The 19,291-nt window shown below is 47.4% G+C and carries 14 protein-coding genes; 2 read left to right on the top strand and 12 right to left on the bottom strand.

Annotated elements, in window-relative coordinates:
* Positions 1-85: 85 nt before the first annotated feature.
* From OCV37_RS07015 to OCV37_RS06990, 6 genes are all read right to left on the bottom strand, one after another.
* The gene (locus tag OCV37_RS07015; protein WP_038178398.1) at positions 86-1,330 is read right to left on the bottom strand and encodes a carboxynorspermidine synthase; all 1,245 of its coding nucleotides are present in this window, start codon (positions 1,328-1,330) and stop codon (positions 86-88) included.
* 16 nt (positions 1,331-1,346) lie between these two features.
* Positions 1,347-4,235: a pyridoxal phosphate-dependent class III aminotransferase gene (locus OCV37_RS07010; RefSeq protein WP_038178452.1), complete on the bottom strand. Its 2,889-nt coding sequence runs from the start codon at positions 4,233-4,235 to the stop codon at positions 1,347-1,349.
* A gap of 509 nt (positions 4,236-4,744) precedes the next feature.
* A complete protein-coding gene (gene nhaA / locus OCV37_RS07005; protein WP_038178397.1) occupies positions 4,745-5,920 on the bottom strand; it encodes a Na+/H+ antiporter NhaA in 1,176 nt (391 codons plus the stop codon).
* A gap of 144 nt (positions 5,921-6,064) precedes the next feature.
* Positions 6,065-8,518, bottom strand: coding sequence for an ABC transporter permease (locus tag OCV37_RS07000; protein ID WP_038178396.1), 2,454 nt, complete (start codon positions 8,516-8,518; stop codon positions 6,065-6,067).
* Positions 8,499-9,170, bottom strand: a complete 672-nt coding sequence (locus tag OCV37_RS06995; protein WP_038178395.1) for an ABC transporter ATP-binding protein — start codon at positions 9,168-9,170, stop codon at positions 8,499-8,501. The genes OCV37_RS07000 and OCV37_RS06995 overlap by 20 nt, the downstream gene beginning before the upstream one ends.
* Positions 9,171-9,250: 80 nt before the next feature.
* A complete protein-coding gene (locus OCV37_RS06990; RefSeq protein ID WP_390902291.1) occupies positions 9,251-10,603 on the bottom strand; it encodes an MATE family efflux transporter in 1,353 nt (450 codons plus the stop codon).
* Between the two features lie 233 nt (positions 10,604-10,836).
* On the opposite strand from OCV37_RS06990, the gene OCV37_RS06985 reads away from it, so the two are divergent.
* Positions 10,837-12,264 (top strand): DUF2867 domain-containing protein, encoded by a 1,428-nt coding sequence (locus OCV37_RS06985; RefSeq protein WP_038178393.1) that lies wholly within the window; start codon positions 10,837-10,839, stop codon positions 12,262-12,264.
* A gap of 35 nt (positions 12,265-12,299) precedes the next feature.
* On the opposite strand, the gene OCV37_RS06980 is transcribed toward OCV37_RS06985, so the two are convergent.
* From OCV37_RS06980 to rsuA, 6 genes are all read right to left on the bottom strand, one after another.
* A complete protein-coding gene (locus OCV37_RS06980; RefSeq protein ID WP_084717408.1) occupies positions 12,300-12,659 on the bottom strand; it encodes a cupin domain-containing protein in 360 nt (119 codons plus the stop codon).
* A gap of 305 nt (positions 12,660-12,964) precedes the next feature.
* Positions 12,965-13,564, bottom strand: coding sequence for an isochorismatase family protein (locus OCV37_RS06975; protein ID WP_038178392.1), 600 nt, complete (start codon positions 13,562-13,564; stop codon positions 12,965-12,967).
* A gap of 255 nt (positions 13,565-13,819) precedes the next feature.
* Positions 13,820-14,686: a LysR family transcriptional regulator gene (locus OCV37_RS06970; RefSeq protein ID WP_038178391.1), complete on the bottom strand. Its 867-nt coding sequence runs from the start codon at positions 14,684-14,686 to the stop codon at positions 13,820-13,822.
* A gap of 92 nt (positions 14,687-14,778) precedes the next feature.
* The gene (locus OCV37_RS06965; protein WP_038178390.1) at positions 14,779-15,444 is read right to left on the bottom strand and encodes a DUF2913 family protein; all 666 of its coding nucleotides are present in this window, start codon (positions 15,442-15,444) and stop codon (positions 14,779-14,781) included.
* Entirely contained in the window at positions 15,441-16,658 is a 1,218-nt protein-coding gene (locus OCV37_RS06960) for a Bcr/CflA family multidrug efflux MFS transporter (RefSeq protein WP_038178389.1), read from the bottom strand. The genes OCV37_RS06965 and OCV37_RS06960 overlap by 4 nt, the downstream gene beginning before the upstream one ends.
* 51 nt (positions 16,659-16,709) lie before the next feature.
* Positions 16,710-17,441 carry a 16S rRNA pseudouridine(516) synthase RsuA gene (gene rsuA, locus OCV37_RS06955; protein WP_051680297.1) on the bottom strand — a complete coding sequence of 244 codons (732 nt, stop codon included), beginning with the start codon at positions 17,439-17,441 and terminating at the stop codon, positions 16,710-16,712.
* A gap of 89 nt (positions 17,442-17,530) precedes the next feature.
* Between rsuA and OCV37_RS06950 the strand changes: the two genes are divergently transcribed.
* Positions 17,531-19,282, top strand: coding sequence for a DEAD/DEAH box helicase (locus tag OCV37_RS06950; protein ID WP_038178388.1), 1,752 nt, complete (start codon positions 17,531-17,533; stop codon positions 19,280-19,282).
* The last annotated feature ends 9 nt before the right edge of the window (positions 19,283-19,291 follow it).

The raw sequence follows: 19,291 nt of genomic DNA, 5'->3' as shown, positions 1-19,291 counted from the left end.
GGAGGATTTAAAAAACAGCCATAGCATTATATGCTACGGCTGCTTGGTCGTATCATTATCGTCCGTTCGACGAAGACGATACCAATTATTTCAGAATTTGAATGTCAGGCTGGCCGACTTCGAGTTCCTGCATATCCCAACCCAGACCAATACTTGGCATGGTTTCGAGGAACGGATCCGGATCCAACTGTTCCATATTGAAAACACCGGGTTCAGCCCACTGTTTACGGAAAAACTGAATCGCTGCGGTAATTGCAGGTACACCCGTTGTATAAGAAATCGCCTGATGCTCCACATCATGATAAGCAACTTCGTGGTCCGCAATGTTATAAAGAAAAACACTGCGCGCTTTACCGTCTTTTTGCCCTTGAACCCAGGTTCCGATACAGGTTTTACCCGTATACCCCGGCGCCAAAGACGTCGGATCCGGTAATAATGCTTTGAGGACATGCAGAGGCTGAACCTCACGGCCATCCGGTAATGTCAGCGGATCCGGGCTTAACAGACCAATATCCCGCATCACATTAAAGTAGTTCAGATAGCGATCACCAAATCCCATCCAAAACTCGATGCGTTTAGCCGGGATGAATTCTTTCATCGAGCGCACTTCGTCGTGCGCCATGGAGTAAACTTTATGTTTACCGACGACCGGAAAATCAAATTCATGCATCCGCGTATGACAACCAACCTGTTTCCATTCGTTGTCATCCCAGTAAAATGAATCGCCCTGAATTTCTAACATATTGGTTTCAGGGTCAAAGTTGGTCGCAAATTTCTTACCGTGATCGCCCGCATTCACATCCATAACGTCAATACTGTCAATCTCATCAAACAGATGTTTGACGGCATAAGCGGCAAAAACACTCACCACACCGGGATCGAAACCTGCGCCAAGAATGCCAGTGATACCAGCATCTTTAAACTTATCACGATATTCCCATTGCCAATCATAAGCTTCAGGAACCTGCTGACCTTCAGAACAGAGGTCAACTGCAACAGAGGTATCCAAATAGGATACTTTCGCCCGATAACAGGCTTCCATGACATGGATGTTGACCCACGGGGGGCCAACATTGATCACTAAATCAGGCTGAACCTCGTGAATCAACGCCACTAATGCATCGATATCATCCGCGTTAACTTCACGAGCTTCTAACTTCTTTTGTGCGTTTTTCAGGTTTCCTTTGCGACGGACAGATTCAATAATCTTTTCGCACTTTGCGATTGTTCGAGATGCAATCGTAATATCACCTAAAATATCGTTGTTCTGAGCTGCCTTATGCGCGACAACCCAACCAACACCTCCTGCTCCAATTTGTAAAATTGACATAGTCCTATTACCTTAATTATCCGACTAGTTCATGAGTTAGCTGTGTAATCTTCTCCATTAACGATTCGAAATCGTTGATGTCTAAACATGGATTCAAAATGGTCAGTTTCAAAGCCGTTTGACCGTTTACCACCGTTTCACCAAGTACGGCGACACCGCGAGTCAGTGCTTCGATACGGACCTGCTGATTCAAAGCATCGAGGTCTGTAACCGCCGGATGTACCGCACGGAATAACACCGTAGACAATGATGGCTGAGATAACAATTCGTATCCCGGGGCCTCATCAATCAACCGGGCAACCTGCTGAGTCTGCTGGATTAAATGATCGTACATATCACCCAACGCGACCGGGCCAACACTTTGCATCGTCATATAGACTTTCAATGCGTCAAAACGTCTGGTCGTTGAGAGTGACTTATCCACCAGATTCGGCAATGTGTCATGTTCTCTGTTCAAATAATCAGCATGATGCAGCAGATATTTTAAATCGGCCTTATTGTTAACCAGAAATGCACCACAACTGATTGTTTGATAAAACAGTTTATGAAAATCGACCGTAATTGAACGAGCTCGTTCAATCCCATTCAAACGATCCGCATGACGACTGAGAATCAATGCACCGCCGTAGGCACTATCCACATGCATCCATAAATCATGGTGTTCGGCAACATCTGCAATCGTGTTTAAATCATCAATTGCACCGTGATCCGTCGTGCCTGCCGTACCAACGACAGCAAACGGAATCAAACCTTCAGCTTTCGCTTGTTCAACCACTCCGGCAAGTTGAGAGGCATCCATTGTTCCGTTCGGCAGAGAATCAACTGTCAAAACGGCTTTTTCACCCAATCCCATCCATGAAGCTGCTTTTTGCACCGTAAAATGGGCATTCTTCGAACAGACAATGCGTAATTTATCCGCATACTCGGGTAAACCTAATTTCTGGATCGAATGATTGCTTAACTTATCTGCAATCCAGTCACGCGCTAATTGCAAGCCCATTTGGTTGCTTTGCGTACCACCACTGGTAAATACACCGTCAGATGACTCGCTTAAACGGAACTTGGTACACATCCAATCGATCACACACTGTTCAACATAGGTTGCTGCAGATGACTGATCCCATGAATCCATTGACTGATTCAATGCCCCGATCATCGACTCTGCCGCAACAGACGCTAATAGCGGTGGCGTATGTAAATGAGCAATACAATTCGGATGCTGAACAATGATCGAATTGGCACCGACTAATTTGGCAGTATCGGAAATGACATCAGTCAGCAACGCATTTTTATGGTCTAAGTCAGCCGCATAAATGGCTTGTTCCAACTGTGAAGGTTCCATACCGGAATATGGCGCCTGAACCGCTTCAAAAATCGATTTCATTGCCGCAGTGGTATGATTCATCACTTTGGCAAACTGATCACTTCCTTGGTAGCCGGTCTGAATGAAATGCTTCTTCCACTCGGCCTGATGGGCACCTTCAGCGGACTTCAAACCACCACCGGCGACTAAAATAGCTTCTTCTAAGACACGCAGGGCAAAATCAATCTGCTCGTAGGAGATAATCACTGGCGGCAGAAAACGAATCACAGAGCCTTCGCGACCGCCTTTTTCAACCATCAGCCCTCTTTCTAATGCCGCGCGTTGAATTCTCAGCGTCAACGCCCCATCGGCTTTCGGCTCACCAAATTTATTCAGCGCACCTTGCGGGTCTTTAATCTCAACACCCAGCATCAATCCTTTACCGCGAACTTCTGCAATACAATTGACCCGGTTTTGAATCTTCTCCAGACCCATCCGTAAATACTGGCCAGCAATATTTGCGTGTTCCACTAAGTTATCACGCTGGATGATTTCCAATGCTTTTGCACCTGAAACCATCGCCAGTTGGTTACCACGGAATGTTCCGGTATGCTCACCGGCACGCCATGTATCTACTTCTTTTTTGAACACTAACAGCGACATTGGTAGTCCACCACCAATGGCTTTAGATAGGCAAAGAATATCCGGAATAATACCTGCTTCTTCAAACGCAAAGTTGTAACCGGTTTTACCGACGCCACACTGCACTTCATCAAAAATCAGCAGGATGCCATGATCATCACAAATACGACGAAGTTCACGCAACCAGAACGCAGGCGCAGGAATCACGCCACCTTCCCCTTGCACGGGCTCCACAATAATACCGGCAGGTTTCATGATCCCAGCTTCATCGTCATTCAGCAGGCGCTCAATGTAACGGATACTGGCACGCGCCCCCTCTTCACCACCCAGACCAAACGGGCAGCGAATGTTATAAGGAAACGGCATAAAGTGAACATCAGACATCAGACCGGTCCGACGGGCTTTGGTATTTAAGTTCCCCATCATCCCCATCGTCCCGTTCGTCATCCCGTGGTATGCACCGCGGAATGCAAACATGGTATTGCGACCCGTCGTTTGTTTAGCAAGCTTGATCGCCGCTTCGACGGCATCGGCACCGGAAGGGCCACAAAACTGAATCGCACAGTTCGAGCCAAGCTCTTCTGGCAGAAATGCCCGCACCTGCTTGATAAAATGATCTTTCGCAGGTGTCATAATATCCAGAGTCTGATAAGGCAATCCTGAATCTAATTGCTCTTTTAATGCCTGATTGATTTCCGGATGGTTATATCCGAGCACCAACGTTCCGGCACCTGCAAGACAGTCGAGAAAAACCTGACCACGTGTATCTTCAACCAAAAGACCATAGGCTTGTTTAATCGCGATGGGCAAACGGCGTGGATATGAACGGACTTCAGATTCGTACTTTTCTTGATCTAAAAGTACCTGATCCGGTGTTAAATCATAAACACCTTTTACGTCAGGTATTTGTGATGAAAAAATTGGTGAAATGTTTTGATTGACTTCAAAGGCAGTACTCATCTGCGCCCCCTCAGGAAAAACGCCCATCATTAAAGAATAAAAATATCAATAATAGGGATGGGTAATAGCAACCGGCCTCTTACATCATCCGGACAATCAGATATATATGCCAGACGTGTTTAGAGACACAATAAATAAAATGGAAAATCAGCGATTGCTGGGTATCAAGGTTCAGTAATGCTACTGTCCTGCTGGACAGGGCACTGAGGAAGAACAAAGCTGATTAATGAAGATAAAATATATGGTTTCAATGTTGGGTTTCCCATTTTGATGCCGCTCCCACGACTAGAGTATCCCGTCTATCAACAAAAGGACTTGCTGATACCTACCCTACGTAATGACACAATCAGCCTGAATGTTCACTACGCGTATCCCCCAGAAAATGCTATTCACTCCGAGATTGTCGCGAAATCTAACATACAAAGGACACGACTTGCAATTATTTTCTCTGAACAATTTTATAAAAAAAGACGAGGGTTTTACCCTCGCCTCTCCTCATAATTTTTGAGTTAAACGTCGTCGGTCACCACTGCTTTTTCTGCCTTTCCGGCAGGCAGTGCGAGCCGCAACAAAATATACCCCAGTATCGCGGCAACCGTTGACCCCATGAGGATCCCTAACCTTGCATAAGTATCTAATGATTCAGCAATTTCACCAAATGCCAGTGACGAGATAAAAATCGACATGGTAAAGCCGATCCCACACAACACTGATACGGCAAAGATTTGTCTGAGTTCAACGCCCCGCGGCAATTTGGCAACTCCCAACTTCAGTGCGCCATAGCAGAAACTAAACACCCCAAGCGGTTTACCGAGTAACAGCCCCAATGCAACACCTACCGGCACAGGATGACTCACTATCTCATTTGAAATCGCATCCATCGGAATCCCTGCATTGGCAAATGCAAAGATCGGTAAAATAATGAAAGATACATAGGGATGTAGCCAATGTTCCAGTTGTTTTAATGGTGACGGCTGTCCCTCTTTTCCTTTAAGAGGTATTGCGAAACCAAGCACAACCCCGGCCAGCGTCGCATGAACGCCTGATTTCAGCACCGCAACCCAAAGAATCGCCCCGATAATCAAATAAGGTGCCAGATGGGTAACACGCTTATAGCTCATCAGAACCAGAATGGCGGTCATGGCCAAACCAACAGACAGAGCCAGTGCCGAAAGATCACTGTTATAGAACAGAGCAATAATCACGATGACGCCTAAATCGTCAATAATCGCGAGCGCCAGCAGAAAAACCTTTAAGCTGGCCGGTACCCGGTTCCCCAGTAACGCCATAATCCCGAGTGCAAATGCAATATCAGTTGCCGCAGGGATCGCCCAGCCTTGAATTGCCAGCGCATCGCCTTGGTTGAAGAATACGTAAATCAGAGCCGGAGCCAACATGCCTCCGACAGCACCAATGGCAGGAAACATTGCCGTTTCTTTTTTCTTCAGGGCACCGACAAACAGCTCTCGTTTTACTTCAAGTCCGATTAACAAGAAAAACACGGCCATGAGTCCGTCATTTATCCAGTGACGCAAAGACAGCCCCACTAGTTTGGTATGTAAAACATCCTCATATAATCCTTGCAGTGATGAGTTGGCGACCCACATGGCTAAGATAGAGGCGATAATCAGCATCACACCACTGCTTGATTCCATGCTGAAGAATTTTCGGATTAATTGCGTCATTCGAAGGCTCCTGATTCAAACTATTTTTGAAACATACATATAACGATTTTAACAATCAATCGGAATATATAAAAATCGATTCTAATGATAGTTCACTTCGGAAAAAACGAATGAAAAAACGCAGAAAAGATCACGACTTAAACATTACAGAGAATCCCTAAAGGATTGAATTGGGGAACGCAGCGTCAGTTTAATCACGGGAATTGCGCCGGCAATCACCAGTGCAGCAATCGACCACAACGCCGTCGACAAATAACCGGAATACATAAAATAAAGTTGTACCGACCAGCCGAACGTCTGCCGAATGACCATATCCATCACCAGAACAGACAAGCTAATACCGAGAGGAATGGCAATCAATAAAGAAATAATCCCGAACGTCGACAGTTGTAAACTCCCAATCATGATCAGTTCTTTACCGGATACACCGAGATAACGCATCAATGTCAGATGCTTTCTTCTCGCCAGCTCGCCGGAGAACGTTGCACAGAAAATCCCGATCACCGCAATCAGTAACGTAATTTTACTGAGTGTATCTGCAATGGAAAAAGTCCGATCAAACGTTCGCATCACGGCTTGATGCACCGTCCGATGATTAAAGACCCGATCACTATCGAGATAAAATGTACTGAGGAGCCGCTGCTTGAGACGATTTTCGGCATCAAGATCCGAGGTTTTCGTCAGGACATTCAGAATAATATCCCCATGTGCCGCAAATATTTGCTGCCAGGCAAACTCAGAAATAAGTACCTGATAAAAAGGATTGCCATAATCATAATAGATGCCAGCGACATACCAGCCGTTGCCCAGCGGAGGCGGCAGTGCAATTTGCTCTCCGGGCCGGATATTCAGTTTCAACGCCATCGACTCACTGATTAATACACTTTTGCTCCGGTGCAAATACTCCCAGAAATCCGGTACCGCAACCTTCATCGTGGTTGCCCCCAGTTCAATGTCCGTTGCACCGGTACTCACAACCTGAATTAAACCTTGTTCTGACGGAATATCACGTTCCCAACGTTGCCAGACAAAGTCCACCTCATCCTGCTGTTTTAGCCAGCGCGTCATCTCCGCCTGAGACGAGGGGGAAGCATAGATGTACAAATCAGCCGCCAGTTTTTCATTGAGCCAGTGCTCCATCGTGCCCCGAAAACTTCCGACTAAAGTTTCAATGCCGATATTGGCAGTTAAGGCAATTAAGAATGCCATGGTTGCAATACCGCGATATCCCATACTTGCTGCGGCATCCGCAAAAAACCAGCGCCGTTTGACATCTTTGAGGCGATAAGAAAGCCAGTCACACACTTTCCAGAACAGAAATGGCGTCATCAGTCCGACACTAATCAAGATCAATGCCGGTATAACAAACCCAACCCACAACTGGTGCACAAACAGATAGAGCAACATTGCCGTTCCGAATAATAAAACAGCAACAACCGCCTGACAGGCGAATTCGATTCCGGCAAAACGGACCAGAGAAACTTTGGCCGTTAACCGGATGGAAGGAGACTTCAATAACCGAATCAACGGCCATAAACACGCCGTCAAAGCACCAAGGATTGCCATGACTAAGCTGTATATGCCCCAGTGCCAATTCCAGTCAATAAAGAAGCTCTCCGGTTCACTCATGACGGTTGCATAGACCGACGGAATCAAACGATCCGCCAGCAGCAGTCCCAAAAAGTTCCCCGAAACCCAAGAAACCAGAATCAACAACCCCAGTTCAATCATCAATGCTTTAATCAGTTCGATCCCTGACACGCCAGCCTGACGCATCATCCCCACCAGCGGTTGACGTTGAATAAAAGAAAGCGATATTGCCTGATAGAAAATAAACAGTCCGACTAAAAATGCCAGTACACCGATGACATCTAAATTCAACAAAAAAGCCTTGGTCAGCGAACCGATATCAGAACGATACTGCCGATTAATCGACAAAGTTGGTGGCAGGATCTGCTTTAAGCGTTGTAACGTCTCATTCGACATTTCCCGACAGGCAATCACAGATAAAGCGCTCTGCCCCGTCAAAGCACGAACCAGCGACAGGTTCGTCATAACCCGACGACCATAAACCAGATCATGTTGATCGACTATCACCGGGCCGATGTGCCCGCCGGACGAGAGGGTAATCCAATCACCGTTGTTTAACTGCTCATGTTTGGCAAATTCACGACTGATAATCACCGAATGAGGTGCAATCAGTAACGGCAAAATAGGCTGCTGCCAGACAGACTGCTTCGACGCGGCAATATTCGCCATGATCATCGGATCAATACCAATCACGGTTATGGTCTCACCGCGCTGGGTTTCTGCCTTAAAATGGCTGAAAGGCACACACTGGTGAAAACCGGCTTGCTGGAGATGCTGATAGGCTGAGTAGGGAATCAGATGATTCAAAGAACGAGAACGGATGTGATACGGCAGCGGATTGGCAAACAGTTTTTCGCCGTGAGCATAACTTTTACGGGCATGTTCGGTAATCGCAGTGACCCCGATGAGAATGGAAACCCCCAATGTCAGCCCTAACCAAACGAGGAAAATCTGTAGTGGTGAGCGGCGATAATGACCCAGCAGTGCTTTAACTACGGGACACAACATGTAACTGCCCTCCCTGCAGGCGAACACACCGTTCCATATGACTGGCTACTTTTTCACTGTGGGTAACAAGTAACAGGGTATATTCCAGCCGACGGGATAAAGATGTCAGTAACCGAAGCACCGCTTCGGCATTTTTTTCATCGAGACTTCCCGTGGGCTCATCAGCCAGCAACAGTTTCGGTTCCATATACAACGCTCTGGCAATCGCGGCACGTTGCTGCTGACCACCGGACACTTCTTCCGGATAGCGCCCGAGCAGTGGCATTAAATCAAGGGCAGATAAAATCTGACGCCATAAACCTTGATCTTCAGGTAAACGACGGAGTTGACGGCAAAACCGGATATTATCGGCAATATTCAGTGTCGGCAGTAAATTAAACTGTTGAAAAACGTGACCGATATAATGGCGGCGGTAAGCAGCACGATGATGTTCTGAAGCACTATGCATGGGGAAGTTAGGAAACCAAATATCACCGGAGTCCACTTTATCAATCCCAGCAATCAGATTTAAAAGCGTACTCTTACCGGAACCGCTTTCTCCCATCAATGCAACCTGCTCACCTGATGTCAGTTTTAGTTCTGCGCCTTGTAAAATAGGGTGAAACTCTTCCCCATCTAAATAGCCTTTACACAGGTCTGTCAGTTCTAACATCTTATGGATCCACTCTCGCATAACACGGTGTGTGAATCTACACTAAAAACCATAATGGAGAAAGTGTTTTGCGGTGTTAATCACACATCTGATTCGATTAGATTTCTCATCCATTTTTTACTCCGTATCCGTGGAATCGAGCCAATCCACTTCACACACTCTTCGGTCAAAAATGCCAGATATACCCATTCCGGCGGAGCGTGAAATATCACAGCAACGATGGCAGTCACCGGAATCCCAATCACCCACTGGGCACATATATCCTGATACAGACAGAATTTCACATCACCGCCGGCACGCAATACCCCGACAATCGCTGACATCGGAAAAGAACGTAACACAATGCCAACACTCAGAATGGCAATGAATTTCTCAGCCAGCGCCCGGGTTTCTGGCGTGAGCGCAGAAAAAGCATTCAGTACGGGAATTTGCACTAAGTACAACAAGAACGCGACAATAATACTGGCAAAAACACAAACCATAGTCAGGGCAATCGCCTGATCATAGGTTTTCTCATATTCTTTCGCGCCCAACTGATTACCGACCAAGACAGCGGCAGCACTAGAAATACCGATCATAAAACTCAGAGAAATCGATTCAACCGGCGTCATGACTGACAGCGCCGCCAGCCCTTGGACACCACTCATGCCCATAATCGCATGATAAGCAAATAACCCACCCGACCAGATCAAAAAATTAAAGGTCGTTGGTAATGAGATCTGTAAAAAGCGTTTTAATTTCCGCAAATTTACCGCAGCAACGACATCATGCCACCCAAACGCCAGTAGATGCTGTTTCCGATAAAGATAACCATACAAGGTCGCAATTTCGATCACGCCACTGAGTACCGTGGCAATCGCAGCCCCGGCAATCCCCATCGCCGGCAGTCCGAAATGACCGAAAATCAAAATCCAGTTCAACACAACGTTCGAACCAATCCCAATCGCACTGAAGAAGGTGCTAACCGCTGGCTTATGCATTGCCCGTAAACCGACAGCCATACTACTGACCATCGCCACAGCATACATACTCACCGATGTGATCTGGAGATACTCACTGCCTAAACGGATGACATCAGGCGAATCGGTCGCCACCGACATCACCGATTCCGAGAACAATATAAACATCAATACCGTCATGGTGGCAAAAAACATCGCAACCAGACACGTCAATGCAGTACTTTCCCGAACGCCTTGTCTGTTCGCTGCCCCCCAATACTGAGCAGTAAGCAATGCGCCGCCGGTTGTCACACCAACCAGCATAATCGTCGAGACAAATGTCGCTCTCGCCGCCACACCAACTGCCGCAATTTCAGCTTCACCGAGCTGTCCCAGCATGATGACATCCACTAACCCGCGGCTGGAAAACAAGATATTCTGCACAGCAATAGGGATTGCAATCGCAATCAACTGACGCACAAAATTGCCCCGAATCGAGGAAAGGATCGTGATAATCTTAGACAAAAACGTATCTACTCCAGTGATAGGATCGTATTCCTAAGCCGATGGTGACTCAGGAGAATTTATACATTCAAAAGAATTGAAAAAACGGCTCGAGTATAACATGGCCCAGTGACACCCCAAAGTGGATTCTGTATGCTAATCGCTATTCATATCAGTAGACAGAATCACCGTCTTTCCTATCACTCACGACTTACGGATTATTTATGAAAAATGTACTCGTCCTCGGTGCGTCCGGTTACATCGGTTCACAACTTGTCCCCCATCTGCTGGCACAAGGTTACACCGTCACAGCCGCAACGCGTGATGTTGAGTCATTGAAAGCTCGTCTGGAACCTCATCCGAATCTTCAGCTCGTGTATCTTGATTTAGCCGATGCCACAGCCACACAAACATTGATACCTCATTTTGAACTGGTCTACTTCCTTGTTCACGGCATGGCTTACGGCGGTGATTTCTTCGATTACGAATTACAGTTGGCAGAGAACTTCAGGCAGGCAGCAGAGCACAGTCAGATTGAACATATCATTTATCTCAGTGCCATCCAGCCAGAATCGGGGCACTCTGAACATCTCAAAGCCAGAAAGATGACCGGAGAGTGCCTGCGTCGACTTTCAATCCCGATCACTGAACTGCGGGCCGGCGTCGTGATTGGTCCGGGATCTGCGGCGTTTGAAATTATGCGTGACTTTGTCTACAACCTGCCGATCCTCATTACCCCCAAATGGGTCGATTCAAAAGCCAATCCGATCGCGCTGGAAAACCTGAATTATTATTTACTGCGTTTTGCAGAATCGTCTCCGGCCGGACACCAGTTATTTGAAATCGGCGGCCCGGATGTCCTCAGTTATCGCGAGCAGTTCAAAATTATTTGCCAGATAGCTGACCAGCCTTTCCGTCTCTGGTCAACTCGTTTACTGACACCCCAAATTGCATCCTACTGGCTCGGCATGATTACTTCCGTGCCCAGCAGTATCGGCAAAGCGTTACTGGCCGGTCTGACCCATGACTATGTCGCCGATAACCGCGCAATCACCGCACTTTACCCCCAAAAGTTACTCAGTTACAGCGACGCAGTGCAACAAACCATTGCCCGGGAAGGACGCTTTGTCCGGAGTCAGGTTTGGGGATTCGACCCGCACGCACTCAATCGCTGGCAACCGGGCTATGGCTATTATCCCAAGCAAGCCGGTGCAACGTGCCAGACCACAGCAACAGCCGAACAACTCTGGGCGGTGATTCAGCGCATAGGCCGCCGACCGGAAGGTTATTTTTTCGCCAACAGCTTATGGCGAACCCGGGAATGGCTCGACTTCTTTTTCGGCGGCGGAAAACCAGTCAGAAGAGAACCGCAAGGCGACCCGTTGCAAGTTGGTGATTATATTGATTCGTGGAAGGTGATTCGCTGCGAGCCGGGTCAGTTTCTCTCGCTGCTATTCGGCATGAAAGCCCCGGGACTTGGTCGACTGGAGTGTTCAATCACGGATGAAGGCACCCACCGCACCTTAGACATCCGGGCATGGTGGCACCCACAAGGATTTTACGGCCTGCTCTATTGGTTCGTGATGATGCCGGCGCACCTGTTTATTTTCAAAGGTATGGTTAAGCGTATTTGCAGGAAAGCGGAGCGGTAGTCAATATCGGGTGTTGAGAATTCGCTACACCCGACTTAAGACTCTTGTGATCCTTGTACTTCAACACGATCACCATGACTTGGTGGCGTCGATGTCACCACAAAATGCAAATCTGTTTGAGTTCGATTCCTTAACTGATGTGGTGTGTTACTAGGCACATGTAGTCCTTGGTTCTCTTTTAACTCAAAAATTTCACCATTCACTTCTAGTGTGGCACAACCAGACAGAACAAAGAAAAACTGTTCTGATTGCTCATGCAAATGGCGCACCTCACTACAACCCGGAGGGACTCGCTCTTGGATGACACTAAGACGCTTCGACTTGACCAAGTGCCAACCATCACAAGCCTCTCCCCACGAATAATGTTCTGCATTTTCCTTAGATACGACTGTCAAGTTTCCTCCTAGATCATCACTGTGTCTTTTTTAGATATGTCCGCTAAATTGGGAGAGAACCCGATGATGCCGTTTTGTCGGGCAGCCAGTGAAGCCGAATAACCCGGTTACATGGTTATGGCGACGAACTTGGCTTTCTCTTGCGGAGTATAACGACGGCGACATTGTTTGCCAGTAAAAATTTCAATACGCGCCATAACATAAACACACCTTAAAGATAGGTCTAAGCCTATCACTTAACGAATGAGTGTCCGTTTTAATTGGGGGCTATAACACTTTTAAATTCAGACTTATTCTGAACCGATTTAGATCAAATTGGCCAGAGACTGAATTGAAGCGTAACGGTCGCGCAACGCAGCCATTGCTACCGAATGAACCAGATGCTCATTGATTGGATTACCTTGCTGATCCGGTAACGGGCGTGAGGCGCAGGCGTCTTCACACACAATGACATCGTAACCTAATTCTACGGCTTTAATGGTTGTCGCCGTGACACACATATGGCTCATAAAGCCAGCAATGATCAGTTGTTGACGGCCGGTTAATGCCAATAATTCTTCGAGTTCTGTCTTAAAAAATGAATTCGGCAAAGTTTTATGGATCACGGTTTCATTGTCTGTTGGCTTGACAGCATCAATCACATCAGACAGACGAGACTCACAGTTAAATACCGGGGAAGCCGCACTGGCTTTATGTAAGATATGGAAAACCGGTGCAGACTGAGCCCGGGCAGTCTCAAGCAATGTCTCCGCTTTTCCCAATGCAGTCATCCCCGCTTCACCTAAAGATAAAATGCCATCCACATACTCATTCTGATAATCAACGAAAAGAACAGCGGCATTGGGCCAATCAATTTGATGATCCGGGAGTCCGGCAATGTTACGCAGTGTATTGAGTTCGGTCATAGTTATTTCTCCTTTTGAAACAAGGCCCATTATACTGACCCGCTCCTATGGGTTAATTTCTATTGATGCAGATGTGATGTGCAAAAATGCATGTGGATCTCAAGTGACGTTTCATGCCGGGAGCAATCAACTGATTTGATTTTGAAAATCTCAGAAGAGAGAACAACAATATGTCGTTGCCAGATGATGACGGGTAAAACGATGATGAAGGGTTCCGCCCTACTTTTGCGCTTTTAATGAAGGAAAGTCGTCAGACTAAGACTCGCTTTGAAGTTCATGATTGAAAATTTTTACCAACTCTTCCATGACGAGTTTTTTCGCGGTTGATGACATGGTTTTTTTAGTGGTTAACAACCAAATTTCTCGTGTAATCGCCGTCTCGGGCTTGAGTGTAGACAGCGGGCTCGAACGCAGTGCTATCTTCGGCAGTAAAGCAATGCCATACCCCTGTTCCGCTGCTTTTCTCTGTGCGGAAACGGTATCGGTTTGGATCTTGATCGACTTGGTGCCAAATCGCTCAATCAGATACTGACATTCCGGCAGATGGCTCAACTCAGCCGTATAAGTGACAATATGCACCGGCTCATGATTGCGTAGTCGCGCTATCCAGTCATCGGTGCCGGCCAGTACAAATTCGACTTCACCCAGTTTCTTACAAATGGACTCTCCTTTTTCCGGAAGTTCCATCCTTAATGCAATATCCGCTTCTTGTTTGGCAATATTCACATTGCGACTGGACGTATCCATTTCAAAGCGGAGCTCGGGAAAACGGGAGTGCAGCGGTTTCAGTTTTTCGATGACTAAGTGTTCAGCTAAGAATGGCACCATTGAGATCTTGGTGCTCTGGTCAAATCTTGTATCCGGCGAGAGTGATTCTGACAGATGGTTAATCTGATCTCTCAGATTAACGGAACGCTCATATAATAGCTTCCCTTCGATGGTCGATAAAAATCCATCTCCGGTGCGATTGAACAGTTTCAACTTTAACGCATCTTCCAGCCGGTCGAGCCGTCTTGATACCGTCGCGTAGTTGACGTTCAACCGATGTGCTGCAGTACTGACTTTGCCGGTTTCATAGAGTGCCAGAAAATACTTCAGGTCATCCCAGTTGATATTGTTCATTCTCGACTCCGTCATTAGCCTCATGCCTGAATAAGTATATCAATATACAAAATACCTCTTCCCGCTTTACACGAACTAAATCTCCCACGAACTTAATCCACCTGAAATCCGATGGGAATTTCGGCCAGTTGATCTCCGCGATTGTCGGGATAGATCAAATACTCGCCATGGTATTTTACATTCGATTTATAATCAGTTCGTTTATGTACCATGAGACCGGCTTGCCACGCTTGATCCACAAACTGTGAATGATTGCCCCGCACAAAGAAACTCATCGGTTGAGTCAGGCGCGTGCCATCAAAACAAGCTTCGCACTGTTGCGCACACAGCGCTAATGAGTTGGGGCTTTGGGTAAATAACTGTACTTTACCGCAGCCGACCAGTGGCTCTGAGGTGGAAACCTCCCACCCGGCTTCGGTCATCGTATCCAGAAACAGTTCAATCTGTTGATCCGTAACGGACTGCTTGGTTGACCCATCAGACGTGAAAAAAAGGTGATAATAGGCAGATATCCGCTGAAATATCCGTTCCAGCCCGGCATGATTTCCCTGAGACCGCCCCGCTTTCTGCCATCGGGTCAGGTCATCACCGACACAACGGTGGAAACGTTGCTGTTTTAAAGCATTGGTTACCCAGCGAATCAGAAAATGGTTGTTGGCTACCGGCGCATCAACCAGTTGACCACATTGATGTGCTTGCGCTAATTCAGTCAACGCCGTATTCACCAGCCGCTGGATTTCCTCATGGTACGCACTCATGCCCCTCTTCCCTCTCTTGCAGACATCCAATAACTCAATCCAGACAAGACTGAACAAATCGCCATACTGCATACCATCGGCCAGACCGCCTCTCCGGGCATGGCTGCGACAATCACTCCGACAATCGAACCGACACCGAAACGGAATGTCCCGACCAATGAAGAGACCGTCCCGGCAATATGCGGATAACCGCTCATCAGCAGTCCCATAGCATTACTGCCGATGGTGGAGATCATCCCGATAAAGAGCACGACAAATGGCACGGTTCCCCATAATCCCCAATCAAACACCCAGCCGCTCAGTAAGCCAAGACCGGCTAAAAACTGAATCGATAACCCAAACCGGAGCATGAAGATTGAGCCCACTTTTTTGACAAAGCGGCTATTGATACTGGTCATCAACATGATGCCCAGAATATTGAGGCCAAACAGATAACCGAATTTGTCCGGGCTCACGCCATAAATATCAATGTAAACAAATGAACCTGCCGTCAGGAAAGAAAACATACCAGCAAAAGAGAATCCGCCACACAACATCAGACCGAGAGAGTGCCTTGACTGGCACAATTGCCAATAGTTTTTCAATGTCTGTTTGAGATTTAACGGCTGACGATTTTCTTCTTTTAAGGTTTCAGGAATCTTCCACAACACCATCACAATCACGACCAGTGCAAACCCGGTCAGTACCCAGAAAATTGCTCGCCAGCCAAATAAGACCGCCAGATGCCCGCCTAACATCGGCGCAACCAAAGGCGCTAAAGTGATCACCAAAGTAATAAAGGACATCGCCCGGGCAAAGTTTTCCTGATTGAACATGTCACGGACGACGGCTTGAATCACCACCGCCGCCGCCGCTCCGGCAAATCCCTGAGCAGCACGGATATAGGTCAGCGCCTGAATATCATTCACACTGGCACAGATAACCGAACACAGACCAAATAACACAATCCCCAGCAGCATGACCGGACGACGGCCATAGCTGTCTGAAAACGGGCCCTGAATCAGTTGTCCGACTGTAAATCCGATCGTGTAGGCCGTTAAGGTCATCTGAACAGACCCGGCACTCACCCCTAAATCATGGGCAATCACAGGCATCGCCGGAAGATACATATCAATGGCTAAAGGTGTAATCGCACCAATTGCTCCTAAAACAATAAAAAGTAATAGGTCCATCCGAGGGGAACTGTCTTGTTGTAATACGTGCCCGGTACTCATAAATCTCCTATTTCGTTATCGCCGTCATGCAGATGAACAGCTGGTTTTGCTTCACATTGATTGAGAGACGGAATCGTCAGCGGATGGGTTTTCCCAGACAGACTGCACTTCAGCCTCAGTCAGATAACGCGACTCGCCCGGTGCCAGTGTATCATCGAGACGAATTTGTCCCACTTGTTCGCGATGAAGTCCGATGACTTTATTGCCCAGTGCCGCAAACATCCGTTTGACCTGATGATATTTGCCTTCATAAATTTTCAGACGAGCTTCTTTTTCACCCAGAATTTCAAGCTGTGCCGGCAACGTCAGATCACGTTCCTGACGCAGTTGAATACCCTGAGCAAATTGAGCGACGGCATCCGCCGCAATCGGATCCGCCAGCCAGACGCGATAAACTTTGGCACATTGATGCTTAGGAGAAGTCACACGATGAGACCACTGACCATCATCGGTAATCAACACCAGCCCGGTCGTATCAACATCCAACCGACCGGCAAAATGCAAATGCTTCAGGTGGGGTTCATCAAGCAGCATAAAAGCCGTTTCATTAAAGCCGTCTTCGTGAGAACACACATAGCCTTCAGGCTTATACAGCATGATATATTTAGGCCCGTGCAATCGTATAGGTTGATCCTGCCAAGTGACCTCATCATTTGCTGTCAGTTTCAGCGCGCCGCTTTTTTGAATCTGCTCATTGACACAAACCTCACCCTGTTTAATAACTTTTGTCGCTTCTTTACGTGTGATGCCTAAAGCATCACATAAAAATTTATCCAGACGCATGCGTACCTCATGATATTGAAGTGCGCTATTATAGCCATCTATCCGCCATTAGTTGAGCAGTTTCACATTTTTCTTAATTGATTGAATCTATGTATACACTTCGTCCTTATCAACGTGATGCCGTCAAAGCGGTCATCCATTATTTTCGTCATCACCAGACCCCGGCAGTCATTGTTCTGCCTACGGGGGCGGGAAAAAGCCTAGTCATTGCAGAACTGGCCCGACTGGCAAAAGGACGTGTACTGGTACTGGCCCACGTCAAAGAACTGGTCGAACAAAATCATGAAAAATATGAAGGCTATGGCCTGACCGGTGCTATCTTTTCTGCCGGGCTGGGGAGAAAAGAAACCGATCAGCAGGTCGTGTTTGCCTCGGTTCAGTCAGTGTCTCGTCACTTATCAGCATTTAGTCATCAATTTTCGCTGCTCGTCATCGATGAGTGTCACCGCGTACCGGATAATCAAGACAGCAGTTACCAAAAAGTGATTGCACATCTGCAAGCCAACAACCCCGGCATCAAAATCCTTGGGTTAACCGCAACCCCGTACCGACTCGGCATGGGCTGGATCTATCAATACCATACCCGCGGTCAGGTGCGCAGTGAAGATCCCCGGTTCTTCCGGGATTGTATTTTCGAACTACCGATTCATTATCTGTTAGATGAAGGTTTCTTAACCCCGGCCAAGCTCATTGATGCACCGGTTCTCAGTTATGATTTTTCTCAGGTCAAACCGATGTCAACGGGGATGTATAAGGCCTCAGAACTGGATAAAGTGATCTCTCAGGCTAAACGCGCGACCCCACAAATTATTGCGCAGGTCATCCGACAAGCCAAACACCGACAAGGTGTGATGATCTTTGCTGCAACGGTTCATCATGCCCACGAAGTCTATGCCCTGCTTCCTGAATCAGAGGCCGCGATCATTACCGGCGAAACGCCCGCACAGGAACGGGACCAACTGATTCGGCAATTTAAACAGCGTCAGTTGAAATATATGGTGAACGTTTCCGTTTTAACCACTGGGTTTGATGCGCCGCATGTCGATCTCATCGCAATTCTGCGCCCGACTGAATCGGTCAGTCTGTATCAACAGATCATCGGTCGCGGGCTGCGGCTTGCACCCGGCAAACAGGATTGCCTGATTCTCGACTATGCCGGTAATCAATACGATCTTGAACAACCGGAAGTCGGTGACCCCAGACCTGACAGTCAAAGTGAGATTGTCACCATTCCTTGCCCGGCATGTGGCTTTAACAACAATTTTTGGGGCAAGTTAGATCCGGCCGGATTTCTGATTGAGCATTACGGACGACGTTGTCAGGGGTATTTTACCGACGAAGAGACCCAAGCACGACACCACTGTGGTTATCGTTTCCGGGCGAAATATTGCCATGAATGCGGGGCTGATAACGACATCGCTGCCCGCATCTGCCACGAATGCCAGGCCGTGCTGGTTGACCCGGATAAAAAGCTCAAAGAAGCCCTCAACCTGAAAGATGCCTTGGTCTTTGAGTGCCTGAATATGGAACTGAATCTGCATAAAGATAATCAAGGCAAGAGTCAGCTTAAAATCACCTACTACGGGGACAATCAGGCTCAGGTACATGAGTTTTGGCCTTTAACGACACCGAAGCAAAAACGACTCTTTCAGCAACGGTTTGTCAGGCCGCATCTGGCAGACAAACACCGACCGTTTCAAGAGTCTTCGCCAAGCCGCGTGATCGCCCACCAGCACCGTTTTCGACTCCCCCAATTTGTAATTGCCAGAAAATCGGGCCGCTTCTGGAAACTCAGAGATAAGATTTTTGCCGATGAACTGAGTCAAAAACCGGCGTCATGAAGATACTTA

It is taken from the genome of Vibrio rhizosphaerae (genome assembly GCF_024347095.1).
In the GTDB taxonomy this organism is placed as follows: domain Bacteria; phylum Pseudomonadota; class Gammaproteobacteria; order Enterobacterales; family Vibrionaceae; genus Vibrio; species Vibrio rhizosphaerae.
The sequence above is the reverse complement of the archived record's forward strand: the minus strand, read 5'-3'. Positions and strand labels throughout refer to the sequence as shown.

Coding starts and splice junctions, on each gene's coding strand:
- rsuA (WP_051680297.1), bottom strand. CDS start 17,441: ATGCGTCTGGATAAATTTTTATGTGATGCTTTAGGCATCACACGTAAA.
- OCV37_RS07010 (WP_038178452.1), bottom strand. CDS start 4,235: ATGAGTACTGCCTTTGAAGTCAATCAAAACATTTCACCAATTTTTTCA.
- nhaA (WP_038178397.1), bottom strand. CDS start 5,920: ATGACGCAATTAATCCGAAAATTCTTCAGCATGGAATCAAGCAGTGGT.
- OCV37_RS06950 (WP_038178388.1), top strand. CDS start 17,531: ATGTATACACTTCGTCCTTATCAACGTGATGCCGTCAAAGCGGTCATC.
- OCV37_RS06970 (WP_038178391.1), bottom strand. CDS start 14,686: ATGAACAATATCAACTGGGATGACCTGAAGTATTTTCTGGCACTCTAT.
- OCV37_RS06995 (WP_038178395.1), bottom strand. CDS start 9,170: ATGTTAGAACTGACAGACCTGTGTAAAGGCTATTTAGATGGGGAAGAG.
- OCV37_RS06975 (WP_038178392.1), bottom strand. CDS start 13,564: ATGACCGAACTCAATACACTGCGTAACATTGCCGGACTCCCGGATCAT.
- OCV37_RS06960 (WP_038178389.1), bottom strand. CDS start 16,658: ATGAGTACCGGGCACGTATTACAACAAGACAGTTCCCCTCGGATGGAC.
- OCV37_RS07000 (WP_038178396.1), bottom strand. CDS start 8,518: ATGTTGTGTCCCGTAGTTAAAGCACTGCTGGGTCATTATCGCCGCTCA.
- OCV37_RS06985 (WP_038178393.1), top strand. CDS start 10,837: ATGAAAAATGTACTCGTCCTCGGTGCGTCCGGTTACATCGGTTCACAA.
- OCV37_RS06965 (WP_038178390.1), bottom strand. CDS start 15,444: ATGAGTGCGTACCATGAGGAAATCCAGCGGCTGGTGAATACGGCGTTG.
- OCV37_RS07015 (WP_038178398.1), bottom strand. CDS start 1,330: ATGTCAATTTTACAAATTGGAGCAGGAGGTGTTGGTTGGGTTGTCGCG.